This window comes from Streptomyces sp. NPDC058274, assembly GCF_042881375.1.
Classification (GTDB): domain Bacteria; phylum Actinomycetota; class Actinomycetes; order Streptomycetales; family Streptomycetaceae; genus Streptomyces.
The window spans coordinates 237,786-256,508 of sequence record NZ_JBHVXW010000004.1 but is presented as its reverse complement, the minus strand read 5'-3'; the positions used below and the strand labels follow the sequence as shown (position 1 = coordinate 256,508).

Annotated in this window: 19 protein-coding genes and 1 tRNA gene; 15 read left to right on the top strand and 5 right to left on the bottom strand. The window is 68.2% G+C overall.

The window, feature by feature from the left end:
* Positions 1 to 9: 9 nt before the first annotated feature.
* A complete protein-coding gene (locus tag ACFVYF_RS11025; RefSeq protein WP_389454179.1) occupies positions 10 to 807 on the bottom strand; it encodes a dioxygenase in 798 nt (265 codons plus the stop codon).
* Between the two features lie 233 nt (positions 808 to 1,040).
* Between ACFVYF_RS11025 and ACFVYF_RS11020 the strand changes: the two genes are divergently transcribed.
* A complete protein-coding gene (locus ACFVYF_RS11020; protein ID WP_389454176.1) occupies positions 1,041 to 1,544 on the top strand; it encodes a MarR family winged helix-turn-helix transcriptional regulator in 504 nt (167 codons plus the stop codon).
* Between the two features lie 285 nt (positions 1,545 to 1,829).
* Here the strand turns inward: ACFVYF_RS11020 and ACFVYF_RS11015 are convergent, their stop codons facing one another.
* Positions 1,830 to 3,374 (bottom strand): MFS transporter, encoded by a 1,545-nt coding sequence (locus ACFVYF_RS11015; RefSeq protein ID WP_389454174.1) that lies wholly within the window; start codon positions 3,372 to 3,374, stop codon positions 1,830 to 1,832.
* Between the two features lie 36 nt (positions 3,375 to 3,410).
* Between ACFVYF_RS11015 and ACFVYF_RS11010 the strand changes: the two genes are divergently transcribed.
* Positions 3,411 to 3,554, top strand: a complete 144-nt coding sequence (locus ACFVYF_RS11010; protein ID WP_389454171.1) for a hypothetical protein — start codon at positions 3,411 to 3,413, stop codon at positions 3,552 to 3,554.
* Between the two features lie 157 nt (positions 3,555 to 3,711).
* Here the strand turns inward: ACFVYF_RS11010 and ACFVYF_RS11005 are convergent, their stop codons facing one another.
* The gene (locus tag ACFVYF_RS11005) at positions 3,712 to 4,356 is read right to left on the bottom strand and encodes a TetR/AcrR family transcriptional regulator (protein WP_389454169.1); all 645 of its coding nucleotides are present in this window, start codon (positions 4,354 to 4,356) and stop codon (positions 3,712 to 3,714) included.
* Between the two features lie 434 nt (positions 4,357 to 4,790).
* On the opposite strand from ACFVYF_RS11005, the gene ACFVYF_RS11000 reads away from it, so the two are divergent.
* The 3 genes from ACFVYF_RS11000 to ACFVYF_RS10990 all read left to right on the top strand — a co-directional run bounded on the left by ACFVYF_RS11000 (position 4,791) and on the right by ACFVYF_RS10990 (position 8,261).
* The gene (locus tag ACFVYF_RS11000; protein WP_389454166.1) at positions 4,791 to 6,065 is read left to right on the top strand and encodes a M6 family metalloprotease domain-containing protein; all 1,275 of its coding nucleotides are present in this window, start codon (positions 4,791 to 4,793) and stop codon (positions 6,063 to 6,065) included.
* A 165-nt stretch (positions 6,066 to 6,230) separates the two neighbouring features.
* Positions 6,231 to 8,075 carry an IclR family transcriptional regulator C-terminal domain-containing protein gene (locus ACFVYF_RS10995; RefSeq protein WP_389454163.1) on the top strand — a complete coding sequence of 615 codons (1,845 nt, stop codon included), beginning with the start codon at positions 6,231 to 6,233 and terminating at the stop codon, positions 8,073 to 8,075.
* 113 nt (positions 8,076 to 8,188) lie between these two features.
* A tRNA-Arg gene (locus ACFVYF_RS10990) sits at positions 8,189 to 8,261 on the top strand.
* 47 nt (positions 8,262 to 8,308) lie between these two features.
* Here ACFVYF_RS10990 and ACFVYF_RS10985 read toward each other — a convergent pair.
* On the bottom strand, positions 8,309 to 8,599 hold the full coding sequence (locus ACFVYF_RS10985; protein WP_389454160.1) for a hypothetical protein: 291 nt from the start codon (positions 8,597 to 8,599) through the stop codon (positions 8,309 to 8,311).
* 12 nt (positions 8,600 to 8,611) lie between these two features.
* Between ACFVYF_RS10985 and ACFVYF_RS10980 the strand changes: the two genes are divergently transcribed.
* From ACFVYF_RS10980 to ACFVYF_RS10960, 5 genes are all read left to right on the top strand, one after another.
* Positions 8,612 to 8,878: a hypothetical protein gene (locus tag ACFVYF_RS10980; RefSeq protein ID WP_301973745.1), complete on the top strand. Its 267-nt coding sequence runs from the start codon at positions 8,612 to 8,614 to the stop codon at positions 8,876 to 8,878.
* A 21-nt stretch (positions 8,879 to 8,899) separates the two neighbouring features.
* On the top strand, positions 8,900 to 9,148 hold the full coding sequence (locus ACFVYF_RS10975) for a hypothetical protein (protein ID WP_389454157.1): 249 nt from the start codon (positions 8,900 to 8,902) through the stop codon (positions 9,146 to 9,148).
* 155 nt (positions 9,149 to 9,303) lie between these two features.
* Positions 9,304 to 10,647, top strand: a complete 1,344-nt coding sequence (locus ACFVYF_RS10970; protein ID WP_389454155.1) for a hypothetical protein — start codon at positions 9,304 to 9,306, stop codon at positions 10,645 to 10,647.
* 110 nt (positions 10,648 to 10,757) lie between these two features.
* A complete protein-coding gene (locus ACFVYF_RS10965) occupies positions 10,758 to 12,050 on the top strand; it encodes a NucA/NucB deoxyribonuclease domain-containing protein (protein WP_389454153.1) in 1,293 nt (430 codons plus the stop codon).
* A 26-nt stretch (positions 12,051 to 12,076) separates the two neighbouring features.
* Complete coding sequence (locus ACFVYF_RS10960) at positions 12,077 to 12,613, top strand: hypothetical protein (protein WP_389454151.1); 537 nt, start codon at positions 12,077 to 12,079, stop codon at positions 12,611 to 12,613.
* Between the two features lie 225 nt (positions 12,614 to 12,838).
* Here the strand turns inward: ACFVYF_RS10960 and ACFVYF_RS10955 are convergent, their stop codons facing one another.
* The gene (locus ACFVYF_RS10955) at positions 12,839 to 13,198 is read right to left on the bottom strand and encodes a hypothetical protein (protein ID WP_389454148.1); all 360 of its coding nucleotides are present in this window, start codon (positions 13,196 to 13,198) and stop codon (positions 12,839 to 12,841) included.
* 511 nt (positions 13,199 to 13,709) lie between these two features.
* Between ACFVYF_RS10955 and ACFVYF_RS10950 the strand changes: the two genes are divergently transcribed.
* From ACFVYF_RS10950 to ACFVYF_RS10930, 5 genes are all read left to right on the top strand, one after another.
* Positions 13,710 to 14,930: an argininosuccinate synthase gene (locus tag ACFVYF_RS10950; RefSeq protein WP_389454145.1), complete on the top strand. Its 1,221-nt coding sequence runs from the start codon at positions 13,710 to 13,712 to the stop codon at positions 14,928 to 14,930.
* A 76-nt stretch (positions 14,931 to 15,006) separates the two neighbouring features.
* Positions 15,007 to 16,026, top strand: coding sequence for an ornithine carbamoyltransferase (locus ACFVYF_RS10945; protein ID WP_389454142.1), 1,020 nt, complete (start codon positions 15,007 to 15,009; stop codon positions 16,024 to 16,026).
* A complete protein-coding gene (gene argH / locus ACFVYF_RS10940; protein WP_389454139.1) occupies positions 16,023 to 17,414 on the top strand; it encodes an argininosuccinate lyase in 1,392 nt (463 codons plus the stop codon). Before ACFVYF_RS10945 ends, argH begins: the two co-directional genes overlap by 4 nt.
* A gap of 29 nt (positions 17,415 to 17,443) precedes the next feature.
* On the top strand, positions 17,444 to 18,235 hold the full coding sequence (locus tag ACFVYF_RS10935; protein ID WP_389454135.1) for a phytanoyl-CoA dioxygenase family protein: 792 nt from the start codon (positions 17,444 to 17,446) through the stop codon (positions 18,233 to 18,235).
* Between the two features lie 2 nt (positions 18,236 to 18,237).
* Positions 18,238 to 18,723: hypothetical protein (locus tag ACFVYF_RS10930; RefSeq protein WP_389454132.1), on the top strand; the 486-nt coding region annotated here is incomplete at its 3' end.

Below are 18,723 nucleotides of genomic sequence, written 5' to 3'. Positions count from 1 at the left end.
GCCCCCGCCTCAACCGATCTGCAGCGACCGCTTCGCCATTCCCAGCCAGAAGCCGTCGATCACCGTGCGCTGCGCGGAGAGCTCCTCGTGGCCCGCCCCCAGGGTGACGAAGAGGGGTGCGAAGTGCTCGGTGCGCGGGTGGGCGAGGCGGCCCCCCGGCGCCTTGTTCTCGAAGTCGAGCAGGGCGTCCAGGTCTTGCGAGTCCAGGGCCCGTCGCCCCCAGTCGTCGAATTCGGCCATCACCGAGGCGATCCGGCCCTCCTGGCTGAGTGCGCGCAGGTTGTGCGTGAAGAACCCGGAGCCGACGATCAGCACGCCCTCGTCGCGCAGGGGCGCGAGCTTGCGGCCGATGTCCATCAGCTCGGCCGGGTCCAGCGTCGGCAGGGAGATCTGCAGGACCGGGATGTCGGCCGCGGGGAACATCTCCACCAGCGGGACGTAGGCGCCGTGGTCGAGGCCGCGGTCCGGGACGTCCTGCACCGGCCTGCCAGGGGTGCGCAGCAACTTGCGTACGGACTCGGCGAGTTCCGGTGCTCCGGGGGCGGCGTACCGGACCTGGTAGTAGTGCTCGGGGAAGCCCCAGAAGTCGTAGACCAGGGGCACCGTCTCCACCGCACCGAGCGCGAGCGGGGCCTCCTCCCAGTGGGCGGAGACCATGAGGATCGCCTTGGGGCGCGGCAGATCGGCGGACCAGGCGGCCAGCTGGCCGGGCCAGACCGGGTCGTCGGCCAGCGGCGGGGCACCATGACTCAGATAGAGGGCGGGCATGCGCTCGGGCACGGCACGCTCCTCGGTGGCGGCGGACATGACGGCGGCTCCCTCCGGGCGTTCGGGGACACCCGGCACTCGACCGCGCCCGGTCTCCCCGACTCCATGGTCGTACGGGTACCCGCACGCTCGTACGGCGGTCTCGTGCTCGTACGGCTCGTACGGCGGCGTTCGCGCCCGCACCGACCAAATAGTTGAAGTCTCAAGCTACAACGCAAACCATACCCCTTGGTTGTTTAAGTTTCAAGGAGGGACCTCGTACAGTGGGGTACATGAACACGGCATCCGCTGAAGAGCCGCGCTGGCTCAATGACGAGGAACAGCGCATCTGGCGTGCGTACATGGCAGCCTCCACCCTCCTCGAGGACCACCTCGACCGCCAGCTGCAGCGTGACGCGGGCATGCCGCACATGTACTACGGGCTGCTCGTGCAGCTCGAAGAGGCCCCGCGCAGACGGCTGCGGATGACCGAACTGGCCATGAAGGCGAAGATCACCCGCTCCCGCCTCTCCCACGCGATCGCACGGCTGGAGAAGAACGGCTGGGTGCGGCGCGAGGACTGCCCCTCCGACAAGCGAGGCCAGTTCGCGGTGCTGACCGACGAGGGCTACGAGGTGCTGCGGCGGACCGCCCCGGGCCATGTGGCGGCCGTACGCCAGGCCCTCTTCGACCGGCTCGACCCGGACCAGCTGAAGGCGCTCGGCGAAGCGGTGCGGATCGTCGCGGAGGGGCTCCAGCCGAAGGACGCGGGCGCGGACCTGCCCTGGCTGCGGTAGGAAGCGCTAGGAAGCGACACGAGGCCCAACTCCCTTGGTCCATGGGCCGGCAGGAAGTCGCCGACCCAAGCCCCGACTCCCGGGGCCCGTGGGCCGGCCGGAGCTCGCCGCCTCGTACCCCTGTAGGTCACAACGCCCCCGGACGCAGGTCCGCCCCGGCTCCGTTGAGCTCGGAGCCGGGGCGGACCCTGGGAGTCGTACGGGCGAGGCGTCCCCACCCCCCGCCCGTACGCGAAGTGCCCGGAGAAGTACCCGAAGAACCTGACGTGCCAGGGGTACGTGGTGTCAGTGGGCGACCACCGGCACCTTGAGCTCGTCCTCGATGTCCGCACCCTCGCCGGAGACCGCGGAGACGTCCGGGCGTCCGGTGTTGATGAGGGTCACGGCGACCGCGGCGGCGAGCACGAGGATGCCGACGGCGAACCAGATCGCGTTGGTGTAACCGTGCACCTGGCCCTGCAGCTGGACCAGCTGCTGCTGGGGCTTGGAGGCGGCACCGGCGATGTGGTCCTTGATGTACGAGGTGGTCGCCGAGGCGGCGATCGTGTTCAGCAGCGCCGTGCCGATCGCGCCGCCCACCTGCTGCGAGGTGTTGACCATCGCGGAGGCGACACCCGCGTCACGCGGCTCGATGCCGAACGTGGCCAGGGACATGGCGGGCATGAACGCCGTACCCATGCCGAGACCGAGCAGCACCATCCCCGGCAGGATCGTCGAGGAGTACGAGGAGCCGATCTCCAGCTGGGTCAGGAACAGCATGCCGAGCGCGGCGACCAGGAAGCCCGGGCCCATCAGCAGACGCGGTGCGACCCGGGTCATCAGGCGCGTGCCGATCTGCGTGGAGCCCACCATCATGCCGCCGATCATCGGCAGGAAGGCGAAGCCGGTCTTCACCGGCGAGTAGCCCTTCACGATCTGCAGGTAGTAGGTCAGGAAGAGGAACAGGCCGAACATCGCGATGATCGCGAGGCCGAGCGAGAGGTAGACGCCGCCGCGGTTGCGCTCGGTGATGACGCGGAGCGGCAGCAGCGGGGCCTTGACCCGGGTCTCGGTGAAGACGAACCCGGCGAGCAGTACCACCGAGGCGGCGAAGAGGCTGAGCGTCACGGAGTCGCCCCAGCCGTCGGACTCGGCGCGGGTGAAGGCGTAGACGAGCGTGACCAGACCGAGGACGGAGAGGACGACGCCGGGGATGTCGAGCGGCGAGCGGTTGCGGCCACCGGCCGGCTCACGGATGACGAAGTACGCGCCCGTGGCGGCGATGATCGCGAACGGGATGTTCACGAAGAACGTCCAGCGCCAGTCGAGGTACTCGGTGAGGACACCGCCGAGGATGAAGCCCACGGCGCCGCCGCCACCGGCGATCGCGCCGTAGATGCCGAACGCCTTGGCGCGCTCCTTCGGCTCGGTGAACATCACGGCGAGCAGGGAGAGCGCGGCGGGCGCGAGCAGCGCGCCGAACGCACCCTGCAGGGCGCGGGCGCCGAGCATCATCGCCTCGTTCGTGGCCGCGCCGCCGAGGGCGGACGCGCCGGCGAAGCCGATCAGACCGGCGACAAAGGTGCGCTTTCGGCCCCACAGGTCGGCGATACGGCCGCCGAAGAGCAGCAGCCCGCCGAAGGCGAGGGCGTAGGCCGTGATGACCCACTGGCGGTTGCCGTCCGATATCCCCAGGTCCTGCTGGGCGGAGGGCAGTGCGATGTTCACGATCGTCGCGTCGAGGACGACCATCAGCTGGGCGAGCGCGATGAAGGTCAGCGCCTTCCAGCGGTTGGCATGTGCATCGGAGGGCGGTGCCGCCTTGGCGGTGGCCTGGACTGTTTCAGACATGGGGGTACCCACTTCGGGACTTCGCAGAATTGGAAAGTGAAGGAGAAGGTGACGGTGAACGTGAAGGTGAACGTGAAGGTGATGCGCGTCGGTGAACAGGGACGGCTCGTCGACGGTGACGGCCGGGAAGCGGAACGGCTCGTCTTCGGTGACGGCCGTGAAGTCTGTCGTCGGTGGTGACGTCAGAGGTGATGACGTGCGCCGGGGCCGGAACTCATCGGTCGCGGTGCCGTGATCGGGTCGGTAGCGGCGCTGCGCTACGGGTCACTGTGGTGCTGTTGGTCTGCGGTGCTGCGGTTCGGGTCGGTTGCCGTACGGGACGGGACGGGCTGAGGGCTCACGCTCGTTGCAGGTCCTCCACGGTCGCGGCCACTCCGGGCAGTTCGGAGCGGGCGGGTGCCCGCATACCGTCCAGGAGCAGCTGCACATGACGGTGCACGAAGCGGTCGATGCCCTGGCACGCGGTGCCGGGCAGCGGCCGGGTGAGTTGGCTGAGGGCGATCATCATGTCGCCGAACTCGACGTCGGGGCGCAGTTGCCCGGCCTTGCGGGCGCGCCCCATCAGTTCCTCGACCAGTTCCGTGATGCGCTCCCGGGCGGCGACCAGATCAGGATGGTTCTGATCGAAGCCCTGGGAGAGCATCGGGCACAGGGCGCCGATGCGCTCGTCCGCAGCGGCGTGCACGAAGCGGCTCAACGCCTCGAACGGGTCACCGCCCACGGCGAGCGCCGACTCGATCTGTTCCGAGGTGCGGTCCATGACCGAGCAGACGACCTCCCGCGCCAGGGAGTCGCGGTCGGGGAAGTTGCGGTACACCGTGGCGTTGCCGACGCCGGCCCGGCGGGCGATCTCGTCGAACGGCACCTCGGCGCCGAACTCGACGAACATCTCTCGCGCGGCGGCGACGATCCGCTCCCGGTTGCGCAGGGCATCGGCGCGCGGCCGGGGCGCTCGACGCTGCACGGGGGTCGCGGTCTCCACGGTGTACTCCTCACGTAGTGCTGTCCGGGTCCTGCTGGGCTCACGTAGTGCTGTCCGGATCCTGCTGGGCTCACGCAGTGCTGTCCGGGTCCTGCTGGGTTCCGTCGCTCCGGGCGCCCCCTGGCTCCGGGACTCCGAAGCGCCGGGTGGTGCCGTCACGATCCGAGGGCTCCGGCGCGCGGCGGTGGTGCCGTCGCGGTCCGGTGGCCCCCGGGCGATCCGGGGATCGTTTCCCCGTTTCGCTCGGACACCTGGCTAAACGGGGAAACGATCCCCGGTTATTTCCCCAGCCGCATGTGACCTGCGTCACATGCCTTCGGGCGATAAACCCACGTTCGGTCTCCCCCAGCGAGCGCCCCCGCATCCCTCCACCGAGGGTGATCGAAAGGGTGCAGCCGGAGACCGGCGGCTGCCGGGGAGCGAAGGGCCCATGCATGCAGCCGACCAGCCGTCGGATACGCCCGCGCCGTGTGGCCGCGCTCGCCACGGTGACCGCTCTGACGCTGGCGGTCAGCACCTCCGCCGGCACCGGACACCTCACGGCGGGCTCGACCGCGGCGGGTTCCATCGCACTGGCCCGCTCCACGGCGCTCGGCTCCTGCATGATCAACGGCGCGATGGGGGTGCAGATGTCGGAGGGCATCCCGACCCCGGCCGGCTACGCCCGCTCCACCGGCACGGTCCACGCCCTCAATCTGATGGTCGACTTCTCCGACGCACCCGGACAGGGCAGCGCACTCGACCGCCTCGCGGAGTTCTTCCCCAAGACCCGGGAGTGGTTCCGCACCAGCTCGTACGGCCGCCTCGACTACCGCCCCGAGGCCCCCATCGGACACTGGCTGCGCATGCCCAAGTCCTTCAAGGCGTACGGCATAGAACGCGGCGCGCCCTTCGACCCCGGCTACCGCGATCTGGTCCAGGACATCGTGGCCGCCGCCGACCCGACGGTGGACTTCCGCTCGTACGACATCCTGAACGTACTGGTCACCCCGAACGCGGGCCCCTCAGCGCTCGACACCGTCCTGTCGGTGACCTTCGCCGGCAACACCGAGGCCCCGGTCGCCGACGGCGTCCCGGTCTCCAACGCGTCCTTCGTCTACAGCCGCCAGGACGACGGTTCCGGCTCCTACACCGACACCGGCTACCGGGTCCTGCCGCACGAGAACGGCCACACCTTCGGCCTGCCCGACCTCTACACCCAGGACGGCGGCGGCGCGGTCGGCCATTGGGACATCATGAGCGAGGACTGGGGGGCCGACAACGACCTGCTCGGCTGGCACAAGTGGAAGCTCGGCTGGCTCGACACGTCCCAGGTCCGCTGCGCCGCCGTCCCCGGCACCACCGAGTACACCCTGACCCCGCTGGCCACCAAGGGCGGCGCCAAGCTCGTCTTCGTACCCCTCGACGCGAAGACCGGATACGCGCTGGAGCTGCGCACGCGCGCCGGCAACGACGAGACGGTCTGCCGCCCCGGCATCCTCATCTACAAGGTCGACGCCGACGTGGACACCGGCAACGGCCCCATCACTGTCTACGACTCCCAGCGCGACAGCGGCGGCTGCACCCGAAGCCCCAACGTCCACGCCGAACTCTCCGACGCGCCCTTCGTCCCCGGCGAGTCCTTCCAGGACCCGAAGACCGGCGTCCGCGTGACGATCGCGGGTGCGGATCTGGCGGGGGACTACCGGGTGTTGGTGACGCGGCGGTGACTCGGGCGCCGTTAGCCGGGGGCGCCGACCGCCGGCCGCGTGACCCGGGCCCGCTCCGCGACGCAGCGAACCGCCCGGCCGAAGTGATCAACCGGGCGCCGTCGATCTGCTGAGGTGGCGGGCAAGCACTACGGTGTCTCACCAGAGATCCGCAACGGAGAGCCCATGCCATCGAACGTCTCGCCCGTCTCGTCGGCACCCGACACCGCCGTACCCGCCGAGGCCGTCGCTCCCCTCATGCGCGGCATCGCCGTACTGCGGCGGCTCACCGAGGCCGACGGGATGTCCAGCCTCAGCGGCCTCGAACGGGCCACCGGGCTCGCGCGGTCAACCGTCGACCGGATCACGGCCACGCTCGCGCGCATGGGATACGTACGTCTGGACGGCCGGGACGCCCTCCTCGCGCCGCGTCTGATGGAACTCGGCAACGCCTATCTGGCCGCCCTGCGCCTCCCCCGGCTCCTCGACGCCCACGCCGACGCGCTGGCCGACGAACTGGACGAGTCGGTGTCCCTGGCCGTCGGTGACCTCGACGGGATCAGGTTCATCCACCAGGCCACCCGGCGCCGCGCGATGTCCCTGAGCTTCCGCATCGGTGACCTGCTGCCCGCGGAACGCACCGCGCCGGGACCGCTGTTCGCCACCGAGTGGGACGCCGAGGCCTGGACCCGCTGGCGCACCCGCCGGGCGGCCGACCCCGAGGACCGCGGTTTCCCGGCGGTGCCGGCGCGGAGCCGGCCGATCGACGACGCGGACGAGGACGACGGCGATGACGGCGATGACGCGCGGGGCGCGGACGCGGCGGGCGGGGCGGCGGGCCAGGGTGTCCCTGGGGCGGGTCGGGCGGCGGCCGGCCGGAGTGCGTCCCTTTCTGCCCCTTCTGCCTCTTCCACCCCTTCCGTTCCTTCCGCAACCGTCGGAGACGACTTCGAGCGGCGTACGGCCGAGGCCCGGGAGGCCGGCTGGTCACTGGACGACCAGCTGATCGAGCCGGGTCTGGTGGCGCTCTCCGTGCCGGTGCGCGACCCCGGCACGGGCCGGATCGCCTGTGTCGTGAGCGTGGTGAGCCACACGAGCCGGCACACCGGGGCGGACCTGCGGGACTCGCTGCTGCCACGGCTGCGGGCGGCGGTGCACGCGATGGAGGAGGAGCTGGGCCGGGAGTCGGCCCTGGCACCGGCCACCGGGCCCGCCACCACGCGCTCGGGCCTCGCCGTGTGGACGGGCGCGTCCAAGCAGGAACTGGGCCGGGAGTTCGTCGAGTCACTGGCCCGCGGTCTGACGGTGTTCACCGCCTTCGGCGAGGGCCGCGCGGAACTGACCCTCACGGAGGTCGCCCAGGCCACCGGGCTCGCCCGGGCCACGGCTCGCCGCGCCCTGATCACCCTGGAGCACCTCGGCTACGTCACGTCCCACGACCGCGTCTTCGGGCTGACCCCGCGGGTGCTGGGCCTCGGCTTCCCGCCTCTGTCCCGGCTGTCACTCCCCCAGATCGCACACCCGTACCTCACGGCGCTCTCGCAGCGGCTCCAGGACTCGGCCTCGCTCGCGGTCCTGGCCGGCGACGACATCCAGTACACCGCCCGGGTCGCCGCGCGGCGCGTGATGAGCGTCAACGTCACGGTCGGCACCCGGCTCCCCGCGTACGCGACCTCCCTGGGCCGGGTCATGCTGGCCGACCTCCCCGACCCCACGCTCCCCGACCTGACCCCGCTGACCCCTCGTACGATCACGGACCCCGCACGGCTGAGAGCCACCCTGCACCACGTACGGGACGAGGGATACGCCCTGGTCGACGAGGAGTTGGAGCAGGGCCTGCGCTCCATCGCCGTACCGGTACGGGACCGTACCGGCCGGGTCGTCGCCGCGGTGAACGTCGCCATGCACAGCAGCCGCCGCACCCCCGAGCAGTGCGTCGAGGAGGTCCTCCCGGAACTCCACACCGCCGCGACCCGCATCGAGTCGGACCTACACGTGGCAGGCCGCTTCAGCCGAGTCCCCCTTGTGTGACCCCGCCGCCCCTCCCTACCCCTCCCTGGGCCTTGACCTGCGAGAACCGGAACCTTTCCGACCGCGCCCCCACATCCGCTAGGCTGGTCGCCGGGTCTCACCGAGATCCGCCCGCCTTCGTAGCTCAGGGGATAGAGCACCGCTCTCCTAAAGCGGGTGTCGCAGGTTCGAATCCTGCCGGGGGCACAACGCATTACCGCCCTGACCTGGGGTTTCTTCCCTAGGGAGGGCTCCTACTCGGCCTCGGACTCCTCGTCCGGGGCCGTTTGCGTGAGCGGTGCGTGAGCGGACGGAGAGTTGATCTCCGAAATTCCTCCCAACGGATCAGCATCATCCGGCACGGGCTCCGGGCCGGGATGCTCCGCGTCGTCGGGCTCTGTCGCCGCTTCGGAGGCGGTGTTTTCGGAGGTCGCGCGGGCGCGCGGGACGAGCCGGGCTGCGGCCTCGGCGATCGCCGGGTCCGCTTCGGGGAGCAGGCTCGTGTACGTGTCGGCCGTGATGGTGATCGAGGAGTGGCCGAGCATTGGAGTGACCCCATGGCCCCCAACAACAGCGCCCGGAAGCTCTTCGCCGACGTCACCGAACGGACCGTACCGGCGTACGTCGAGGCGTTCCTCGGACTGCTCCTGGCCTCCGGCACCACCGCCCTCATCCACCTGTCCACTGTGCTGTCGGCAGCCGTCGCCGCGATCCCGGCCGGCCTCGCCGTCGCGAAGGGAGCAGTCGGCACCCTCCTCGGCCGCACCGGCACAGCCTCCTGGCTCCCCGCCAAGACCGACCCGGCCTCCACCCCCGTCGTCTGACTCCCCTACGAAGAAGTCGCCATGCCCGACAGAGAGATCGCCCTGGAGCTCGCCGAACTCCGCCGCGCCCTCGAAGTCGGGCTCGCGCGCATCGACGGCCAACTCGCGCTCCTGGTCCAGCGATCCGACCAGGTCGACAAGGCCATCGCCGAACTCGACGCCCGTGTAACCGCCTTGGAGCGAACCCGCTGGCCGCTCCCTACCATCAGCGCACTCACGGGGCTCGCCGCCTTGACGGTCGCCGTCTGGTCGGCAATCGGCGGCAGGTGATCGAACCCGCACGGTCCCGCGACCATCTGCACCCGCTACACGTGATGGTTGTCACGCGTCATGATCGACGCGACATGATCCTATGAGCAGACTGTTAGATCATCTGCTCGATACGTTGCCTGCGACCACCACTTTCACGCGCAGGGGGAACAACGTTGCGCATACGTACGAGACTTGCGGCCTTCATATCCGCCGTCGGCGTGGGCATAGCCCTTCCGCTCACCGGCGCGGCACCGGCGCAGGCGGCGGCTCCGAAGACCGCCTGCAACACCATGTACAGCGCCCAGATCACGTTCTGGGCCATGACGTGCGCCCGCCCGGGCGAACCCATGATCGGCGGCTTCGCCACCTGGCGAAACGTACCGATCACCTACGACCAGGTCAGCACCAGCGCGACCGTGCAGACGTCGAACTATCTGCGCCTCACGCCCAATACGTCCAGCAGCGAGTTCGGCCGGAACATCGAGATCGGCCTATACGCCGAGAAGACCGGCAAGACCACCATGACGTACGGGCCCCGCTGGACCGAGCTCGGCGCGAACGGCGGACGCACCAAGGCCATCACCGCCGGAGTCAACCCGACCAAGCAGGACAAGCGGAACCACACCTACATGCTGGTCCGCAAGGCCAGCGGCAATCAGTGGGACGTGTTGTACGACTTCAACACGGTGGGCAGCACCACCGACCAGCTCAAGGTCGTCGGGGGCAACACGAACCGCATCGACGTCGGCCTTGAGGTGACCGGCCCGCAGTACACGAACGTCCCGGACATCTCCAGCCGCATGCAGTTCATGGACGGCAACAAGTCCTGGCACCAGGTCGCCACCAAGAACGTCGCCAAGGTCCTCTCCCTGGCCACGTGCAGCAGCACGAAGAAGCCGCCGTACTGCTTCAAGAGCAAGCTGACGGACAACACCAACTTCACGCAGTGGACGGTGAGCAAGCCGCGCAAACCCGCGGCGGCCTCTACCACCGCGGCACGGGCCACGACCGCGCCTTCGTCGTGGGCCTCCCTGCGGGAGTCCGATGATGTGCCGACCACCTTCAACGGCGTCGACCAGAACGCCCTGTCCGCCTGCCTGGACCAGGACCCCGACAGCTGCCTCCGGACGGTTCCGGGCCTGTCGGAGTGTGTGCGAACCATCCGCGTGTGCAACGCCGTCGCAGTGCACGCTCGTCCGCAGGCCATGACCACCCGCGCCGCAGCCGGGACGGGTGACTCAGGTGATTCCCCCAGCGCGGCATCCCTCCGCGAGCGCGCGGCACGCTCCTTCGCCGTCGACCCGCGGCAGATCAGCCTGACCCAGTCGTCCGCCGACGGTGAGCACTCCCTGAGCACCGCGGCGCAGGCGGAGACGACGTGGACCGTCACGTCCCGGCAGATGACAGCGGGGCTGGGGCACGAGGAGCACCGGCGTTACCGCGGCTTCACCGCCATCTACTCCGCCCAGACCGGCCAGCTCCTCGAAGCGTGCTGGGGCGGGATGTGCCGTTCCTGACCGGAGACGGTCAGGAACTCCCCGTCGGCCAAGGCCGTCACGGGCCATCCCGAGCCAACGCCCCTTCCAGGCCACCCCACTTCGCATCGCTTCACAGGGAGCACGTCCACATGCAGCACCTGAACCATCGAATACGACTGGTCCGTTGGGCCCGCCTGGCGGCAGCCGCCTGCGCCGTGACCCTCTTGACCACGACCGCGGCCACCGCGGCTACTGACCGGACGAACACCCCTCGACGGACCACCGCCGCACGATTCGTCAACGCCTCGGCCGTCCCCAAGTCCGAACTCCAAAAGCTGAACCGCCCCGTTCGGCTTGCCACCTACCAGCGCCGGCACGGCGAGCACGTACCGCTCGACCGCACACTCCGACGCGCACCCGCCGACGACCGGACCGACCTGCGCCAGCAGTGCGCGAATCAGGCGACAGCCGCGAAGACCCAGACCGGCTGGATCAAGAGCCGCTTCGAGAGCTGCCAGAAGAAGCCGTACGACCTGGTCCTTCGCGACAAGAACGGCACCGAAGCCATCGGCCGCCTCTGGTTCGATATGTGGACCCTGGGCTTCGCCTACGACGGCAGCCGCCGAGTCGACTACGTCGCCAGCGTCGAGAACATCCGCGTGCAGACCGTCGGCACCGAGGACGCCACCAAGTGGAGCGTGGGCCAGTTCTTCCGGCACAGCGTCAACGCCAGCTCCAGCGACCCCAACCCGCAGGTGACCGCCCCGGACACGGTCTCGCGGGACGAACTCCTCGGTGTCTGGGACACGAAGCCCACGTGGACGCTCACGTACACCTCCCCCGACCTGGGAGCCCAGTACAACAACGGCAACCAGCAGAAGGTCGCCGCGACGGTCTTCCTGGACCTCACCGTCTCCTCGCCCACTGTCTCCCCGTACCAGGAGGTCGACGCCTACCACTCGGCCGTCCGCTTCGACTACGCCGGCCCCGTGGCAGGCAAGTTCCTGGGCACCGTCCTCACCGGGGCCCGCGTACAGCTCGTGATGAGCCGCATGGACTCCGCCGTCAAGGAGAGCGCCCTGCACATCTACGACGCGCTGAAGCGCCCGGAGCGCACGTTCCCGTCCTTCCAGGGCAAGACCGTCCCCGGCGAGAAGGGCCCGCTTCACCGGCTGATCGACAAGGACAAACAGCAGGCCAACCGCACCAAGTCCATCAAGGAGTGTAAGAAGGTGTGGGGTGACTATTCGGGCAGCGGGTTGGAGTGCGACGAGTACCCCTTCGCCAGCACCAAGGAAGGGTCGAACAAGGGCGACAACCGCTACTCCGTCCGCCTGATCAGCGGCACGGACAACCGCAACGGCGGCAACCGGCTCGACGCGATGTACACCACCAACCGCGTCCTGGACGGCGACGCCTTCTACGTGAAGATCACCGACTGACGGACGATCCGACAGAAAGGCATCCCATGGCGCTCTTCGCCGAATTCAGCGTCACCGCAAGCCCCGACCGCCGGCTCGTCGAGGTCTACGACGCCGACGCCTACCTGGGCGACGAAGAAGCCATGGACGCCGCGGAGGTACAGGTGGTGGCGGGCAATGGCTACCACCTGTACCTCCTCAGTCTCCAGCCCGACATCGACGTACGAATCACCGTCCGCGTCTGGGACACGCCCCCCAAGCCTCCCGCCGACGCCGAGGGCCACGTCCCGGTCAACATCGAGTCCGCGACCGGCACCCTGGTCTTCGGTCAGCTAACCCTGGGCCCGGCCGGCGAGATGACCTTGCCCCGCCCGGGCGTGTACGAGGGATACGCGTGGTGGGCCGGGCGCGCAGCGGCCTCCGCCTACTACGACGAAACCCTCAGCAATATCGACGACGACTGGCCACCCGAACAGATCCGGCAAGCATGGAACCGGTGTCCCGTCGACGAACGCTACGTCCTCGATCTGTCCTTCGTACGGGACCCCTCCCCGGACGACGAGGACGACGCAGACGACGAATGAACAAGTCGCGTTCGGAGACGACGGCGCCCCGGGCAGAGTGCTACTCAGACCCAAGACTCGAACCTGCGGCCGACGGCCGAGCCGATTCATAGGCACAGAGTGGACTCGATGGCGATCCGTGACCCCAGGGACCACGACCCGTAATGGTTCCCATCTGTCTGGTGCCCCGCCGGGGGCACGACGCGTCACCACTCTGACCTGGGATTTCTCCCCCAGGGTGGGCTTCTACTCGGCCTCGGACGTCTCGTCCGGGGCCGTTTGCGTGAGCGGTGTGTGAGCGGACGGAGAGTTGACCTCCGGATTTTCTCCCGACGGATCAGCATCATCCGGCACGGGCTCCGGGCCGGGATGCTCCGCGTCGTCGGGCTCGGCCTCCGCTTCGGGGGCGGTGTTTTCGGAGGTGGCGCGGGCGCGCGGGACGAGCCTGGATGCGGCCTCGGCGATCGCCAGGTCGGCCTCGGGGAGCAGGCTCGTGTACGTGTCGGCCGTGATGGTGATCGAGGAGTGGCCGAGCATTTCCTGGATGTCCTTGAGGTCGGCCCCAGCGATGGTAGGGCAGGACAAACGGCCGCGCAGCGATTCCAAGGCGGCGAGCAGCCGGGCGGTTGATCGGATCGGGAAGCATCGGTGGGCCCCTCTATGAGGCGGCGAACGGCACCGCCGATGCTTCTCTCGTGTCCGCCGCACCGTGGAGACACAGACCCTTTGCCGCTCGCGTGGGCGACTGGCTGACGAATAGTCAGGATGTCGGAGTCGAGATCTTCAACTTGCCTACAGTTAAACCCATTTGAAACCAATCGGCCGACCGTAAGGGTCTCGCATCCTGAGAAGACCCCCAGGATCTCTTGCTAGCTACACGATCATTCATCCAGTCTGATCTCCGGAGGCATGCTCTACACAGTGGGGCAGAGCAGGGGGAATCGGAAGCTACGACACTCTTCACCTGTCGTTCCACGAGAACGTTGCCACGGAACGGGGTCGTCCAGCGAGCCGCTGACAGGACGGCGTGACAGCCAAAGAGCTAGCCACGCTGTGCTCACGCGCGCACGGACTGTCGACGCCCCATTGCCACTTGAAGCTGAGGGACTTTCAGGTAATGACCAAGCCGCGCAAAATTGTCCTGGCCTTTTCCGGGGGACTCGACACATCAGTCATTCTGAAGTGGCTGCAGATCGAGTACGACGCCGAAATCGTCACGTTCACCGCCGATCTCGGCCAAGGCGAGGAACTGGAAGCCGCCAGGCAACGAGCCTTGGCACTGGGCGTGAAGCCCGAGAACATTTTCATCGAAGATCTTCGGCACGAGCTGATGTCCGAGTACGCCTTCCCGATGTATCGCGCGAACGCTGCTTACGAGGGCAATTACCTGATGGGGACGCCCATAGCCAGACCGCTGGTGGCCAAGCGGCAGATCGAGATCGCGCGCCAGGTGGGCGCCGACGCCGTCGCCCACGGCGCGACGGGCAAGGGCAACGACCAACTGCGCTTCGAGCTGGCCTACTACGCCCTCGCACCGGACATCCAGGTGATCGCGCCCTGGCGGGAATGGGACATGGCCGGCCGTGCTCAGCTGATCGAGTTCGCTGACCTGCACAGCATCCCGGTCGCCAAGGACAAGCGCGGTGGGGCCCCCTACTCGGCCGACTCGAACATGCTGCACATCTCCTGCGAGGGCAAAGAGCTCGAAGACCCCTGGGTCACACCAGAGGACGAAGCCTGGGTCCGGACCAAGTCGCCGGAAGAAGCCCCCGACAGGCCGACCACCATCGAGATCGAGTTCTCGAAGGGCGACCCCGTTGCGATCGACGGTGAGACGTTCGACCCGGTGTCCCTGCTGGCCCGTCTGAACGAACTCGGTGCGGAGAACGGCATCGGCAGGATCGACATCGTCGACACCCGGTACGTCGGAATGAAGTGCCGTGGCCTGTTCGAGACTCCCGGCGGGACCATCTGGCTGCAGGCACACCGTGCCATCGAATCCATCACGCTCGACCGCGGGGAAGCCCATCTCAAGGACGAGTTGATGCCGCGTTATGCGGAACTCATCTACAACGGTTACTGGTTCGCTCCTGAGCGGGAAATGCTCCAGGCTCTCGTGGACAAGAGCCAGGAGCGCGTCACCGGAACCGTACGCCTCAAGCTCTACAAGGGGAACGTCATCGTCGAGGGCCGCAAGAGCCCGAACTCCCTCTACAGCCAGGATCTGGTCACCTTCGAGGAGGGCGGCGGATACCAGCAGCGGGATGCGACCGGGTTCATCCGCATCAACGCTCTGCGGCTGCGCCAGTTGGGACACGTGCGCAAGGGTGTGTCGTAGACCGAAATTCGCGCGTACTGCACCGGCGTAGACACCCTCCGGACGGATTCACGTCCCAGGCGAGAGAAATGTGTGCATGACTCACAAGCAGTTGCTGACGATCGACGATCTCACCGCATCCGATGTGCTGGACATCATTGAGGTCGCCGATCTCCTGGAAAAGCACCGCAGGCGTTTCGGCCATCTTCCCGCCCTGTTGCGCGGGAAATGTCTGGGCATGATCTTCGACGAGACATCGCTGCGCACTCGGACCGCGTTCGAACGGGCCATAGGGGACCTGGGCGGCCAGGCGATCCACTACAACGGCGCGGAAGCCCGCGTCGGACGCCACGCGGCGAAGACCGAGCACCTGCCCGACTTCGTGAAGGTGGCGGGCGGATTCAACGATGTGCTGCTGAGCCGCATCTACGACTTCGCCACCCAGGAACAGATCTGTGCGCTGTCCCCGGTTCCTTTCGTCAACGGCATGTGCGACGAGCACCACCCCACGCAGGCCCTGTGCGACTTCCTCACCATCAAGCGGCAGTTCGGCGCCGTGAGGGGGATCAACATCGCCTTCGTCGGCGACGGGACGAACATCGCCCTCTCGCTCGCACAGACCGCCGCCAAGGTCGGCGCACACTTCACCTGTGCGACGCCGGAGAAGTTCGCGCTGCCGACGGACCAGACCGCGCAGCTGGCCGGATTCACCGCCACCACCGACGCGGAGGCCGCCGTCAAGGACGCTCACGTGGTGGTCGCCGACGCGTGGATCCCGATGAACAAGGCCCACGAGGCCGAGCTGCGCCGTGAGGTCCTGGCTCCCTACCGCGTCACCCCCGCCCTCATGGCACAGGCCCGCCCGGACGCGGTCTTCCTCCATAACCTTCCCGCCTACCGGGGCGACGAGGTCGTGCCCGAGGTCATCGACGGACCGCAGTCGGTGATCTACGACGAGGCCGTCGCCCGGCTGCACATCGCCCGGGCCCTGCTGCTGTACTGCCTGCGGCCCGACTGGGCGGACCTGGTGGCCGCCGCGAACGCCGGAACGACCGAGGCGTTCGACCGCCACCTGGACGAGATCGCGGCACTTCCGGCCTCCCGGAGCCTGTCATGAGCGCCGACGAGCGGTCCCTGGCCGCCCGGCGGATGGACGCGATCGGTACGAGCGCACACTACGACCGCCGGCTCGCGCCGTACGACATCGCCGCCTCGCAGGCGCACGTCACGATGCTGCACAAGCAGGGGATCGTTCCGGCGGATGCCGCGGCCGGGCTGCACCGCGGTCTGGACCTGCTCAAGGAGCAGATCGAGACGGGAGCCGACCCGCTCGATCCGGCTGCCGAGGACGTACACACCGCGATAGAGCAGTACCTGGAGACGCAGATCGGGGCCGACGCGGGCTGGCTCGGGACCGCGCGCGCCCGCAACGATCTCGCCGTGACCGCGCTCCGGCTCTGGACCCGCGATCAGGTGGGCGTGTTGACCGGGAAGGTCCTGGCGCTGGCAGAGGCGCTGGCCACGCAGGCCAAGCAGCACAGCGCGACGGTGATGCCCGGTTTCTCTCATCTGCAGATCGCGCAACCGGTGACGTTCGGTCATGTCTGCCTCGCCTACGCGGAGACGTTCCTGCGCGACGCCGAGCGGCTGCGCTTCGTACTGGCCCTGCAGGACGAGTCCCCCATGGGCTCCGCTGCGCTTGCAGGCACCGGATTCCCGATCGACCGGGAGTCCGTGGCGCGGAGTCTCGGATTCGCCCGGCCGACCGCGAACTCGCTGGAGAGTGTCGGGGACCGTGGCTTCGCGCTCGACTTCCTGACTGCCGGTGCGTCCCTGGCTCTCGGCCTCTCCCGCTTCGGCGCGGAGATCGTCTTCTGGTCCTCGCAGCCCGTCGGCCTGATCTCGCTGCCCGACGAACTGGTCAGTTCCTCGGCGGCTCTGCCGCACAAGCGCAATCCCGATGCGGCGGAGCTGATACGCGGAAAGAGCGGCCGGGTCCTGGGCAACCTCCACACCCTGCAAACGGTGGTCAAGGGGCTGCCGCTGAGCTACTTCAGGGATCTGCAGGAGGACAAGGAGCCGCTGTTCGACACCGCGGACACATTGGTGCTGTCGCTGGACGCGGCGATCTCCATCGCCACCCTGATGCGGCCGAACGTGGACGCGATGCGCGCCGCGTCGGATCTCAGCTTCGTCACGTCCGGCGATCTGGCGGACTGGTTGACGCGTGAGCGGAAGATCCCGTTCCGCGAGGCGCACCACCTCGTCACCGAACTGGTGCGCCTGGCCAAGGAGCACCGACTCTCGCTCGGTGAACTGCCCCTGGAACTGCGTCGCGGTGTCGACGAGCGGCTGGCCTTCTCCGAATGGCCGGACATCACCGTCTATGCCTCGGTCGCGTCTCGCGACAGCCAGGGGGGCACGGCTCCGAGCCGCGTGCTTGAGGCCGCGGCACAACTACGTTCAAAACTGGCCGAGTTCACAGCACGCGCTGCGGCACGGTAGATCTTCGACCAAGAAGGGGAGGTCCAGCGTTGCTTGCGACGACGGATCTGGCGGAGAAGACGGAACAGTACTGGAAAGACGGCTACACCGTCCTGACCGGCGTGTACGGAGAGGACGAAGTCGAGGGCCTGCGGAGCGAATGCGACCGCCTCTGGACGCTCGACGGGCTGAACGACGACCTCAACCTGCGCACCGAGTTCCGGCGCGGACCCGACGGTGAGTACGTCTTCGACCGTCTCGACCCGGTCCTCGACATCTCGCCGCCGCTGAACGCTGCCGCGACACACCCGGCCCTGCTTGGCGCGCTCACGACCATCCTCGGCGGCCCCGCGAAGCTCCTCAAGGCCAAGTTGATCCAGAAGCAGCCGGGTGTGCAGGGCTACGCCGCCCATCAGGACTTTCTGTACTGGAAGTGGCTCGACAAGGGTCCGGACACCCTGTGCACGGTGGTCATCAACCTCTTTCCCAGCGACGAGCGCTCGGGCGGAATCGGGTTCTACCGCGGCAGCCACCAGCAGCTGCTCCCCGGCCCCACGGACAATCCGGAAGGCGATTTCGACCCGGCTCAGCTGGACGCATCGACCATCGAGGTCCCCGCGCTGAACGCCGGTGACGTCCTGGTGTTCCATTCCCTGGCCCCCCACTTCAGCGGCCCTAACACGAGTGACCGCCCACGGACCGTACTGCTGCCGTCGTACTGCACGACGGACGAAACCGACCTGTACGAGAAGTACTACAAGCGCGAAGTAGTGCGGCGGTGCAAGGAAATGGTGGGATTCGAGCGGTACTTCGACTCGCTTGACGCCTCCAAAGGTGCGTGAACATGCATTTCCTGCTCCTCCACCCGGTCGCCGAATGGTCATTGGAACGCGTTGCCGAGGTCTGTGACCGTGAGGGCTGGCAGCTGACGATCGTGACGATCGAGAGTTCGACGGTCGGGGACGACGTCACCACACTCCACGAGTGGATCAGGGTGCCGGCGCTGTCGGACTCGCCCGGGGAACTGCTGTCACAGATCGGGGCGCGGCGGTTCGACGCGGTGGCCGCGGGCAATGAGTTCGCGGTGATCGCGGCGGACGTCCTGGCGCGGGAACTGGGGCTGTATCACAACGACGTCGACACGATTCGCGCCTCCCGGAACAAGGCCCTCATGCGTGAGGTGTTCGAGGAGCTCCGGGTTCCGCAGCCGCGGACGATCGCCAGGCTGTCCTCGGCCGAGGACACCCTGGCGAAAGACATGGAGAATGTGGAGATACACCGGATAGTAAAAACCGTATACAAAAGCATTAAACATTTGATGAGCAAAATC

Bases quoted from the DNA above. Each gene is read 5' to 3' on its own strand.
- ACFVYF_RS11025 (WP_389454179.1), bottom strand. From the start codon at position 807: ATGTCCGCCGCCACCGAGGAGCGTGCCGTGCCCGAGCGCATGCCCGCC.
- ACFVYF_RS11020 (WP_389454176.1), top strand. From the start codon at position 1,041: ATGAACACGGCATCCGCTGAAGAGCCGCGCTGGCTCAATGACGAGGAA.
- ACFVYF_RS11015 (WP_389454174.1), bottom strand. From the start codon at position 3,374: ATGTCTGAAACAGTCCAGGCCACCGCCAAGGCGGCACCGCCCTCCGAT.
- ACFVYF_RS11000 (WP_389454166.1), top strand. From the start codon at position 4,791: ATGCAGCCGACCAGCCGTCGGATACGCCCGCGCCGTGTGGCCGCGCTC.
- ACFVYF_RS10995 (WP_389454163.1), top strand. From the start codon at position 6,231: ATGCCATCGAACGTCTCGCCCGTCTCGTCGGCACCCGACACCGCCGTA.
- ACFVYF_RS10985 (WP_389454160.1), bottom strand. From the start codon at position 8,599: ATGCTCGGCCACTCCTCGATCACCATCACGGCCGACACGTACACGAGC.
- ACFVYF_RS10980 (WP_301973745.1), top strand. From the start codon at position 8,612: ATGGCCCCCAACAACAGCGCCCGGAAGCTCTTCGCCGACGTCACCGAA.
- ACFVYF_RS10975 (WP_389454157.1), top strand. From the start codon at position 8,900: ATGCCCGACAGAGAGATCGCCCTGGAGCTCGCCGAACTCCGCCGCGCC.
- ACFVYF_RS10965 (WP_389454153.1), top strand. From the start codon at position 10,758: ATGCAGCACCTGAACCATCGAATACGACTGGTCCGTTGGGCCCGCCTG.
- ACFVYF_RS10960 (WP_389454151.1), top strand. From the start codon at position 12,077: ATGGCGCTCTTCGCCGAATTCAGCGTCACCGCAAGCCCCGACCGCCGG.
- ACFVYF_RS10950 (WP_389454145.1), top strand. From the start codon at position 13,710: ATGACCAAGCCGCGCAAAATTGTCCTGGCCTTTTCCGGGGGACTCGAC.
- ACFVYF_RS10945 (WP_389454142.1), top strand. From the start codon at position 15,007: ATGACTCACAAGCAGTTGCTGACGATCGACGATCTCACCGCATCCGAT.
- argH (WP_389454139.1), top strand. From the start codon at position 16,023: ATGAGCGCCGACGAGCGGTCCCTGGCCGCCCGGCGGATGGACGCGATC.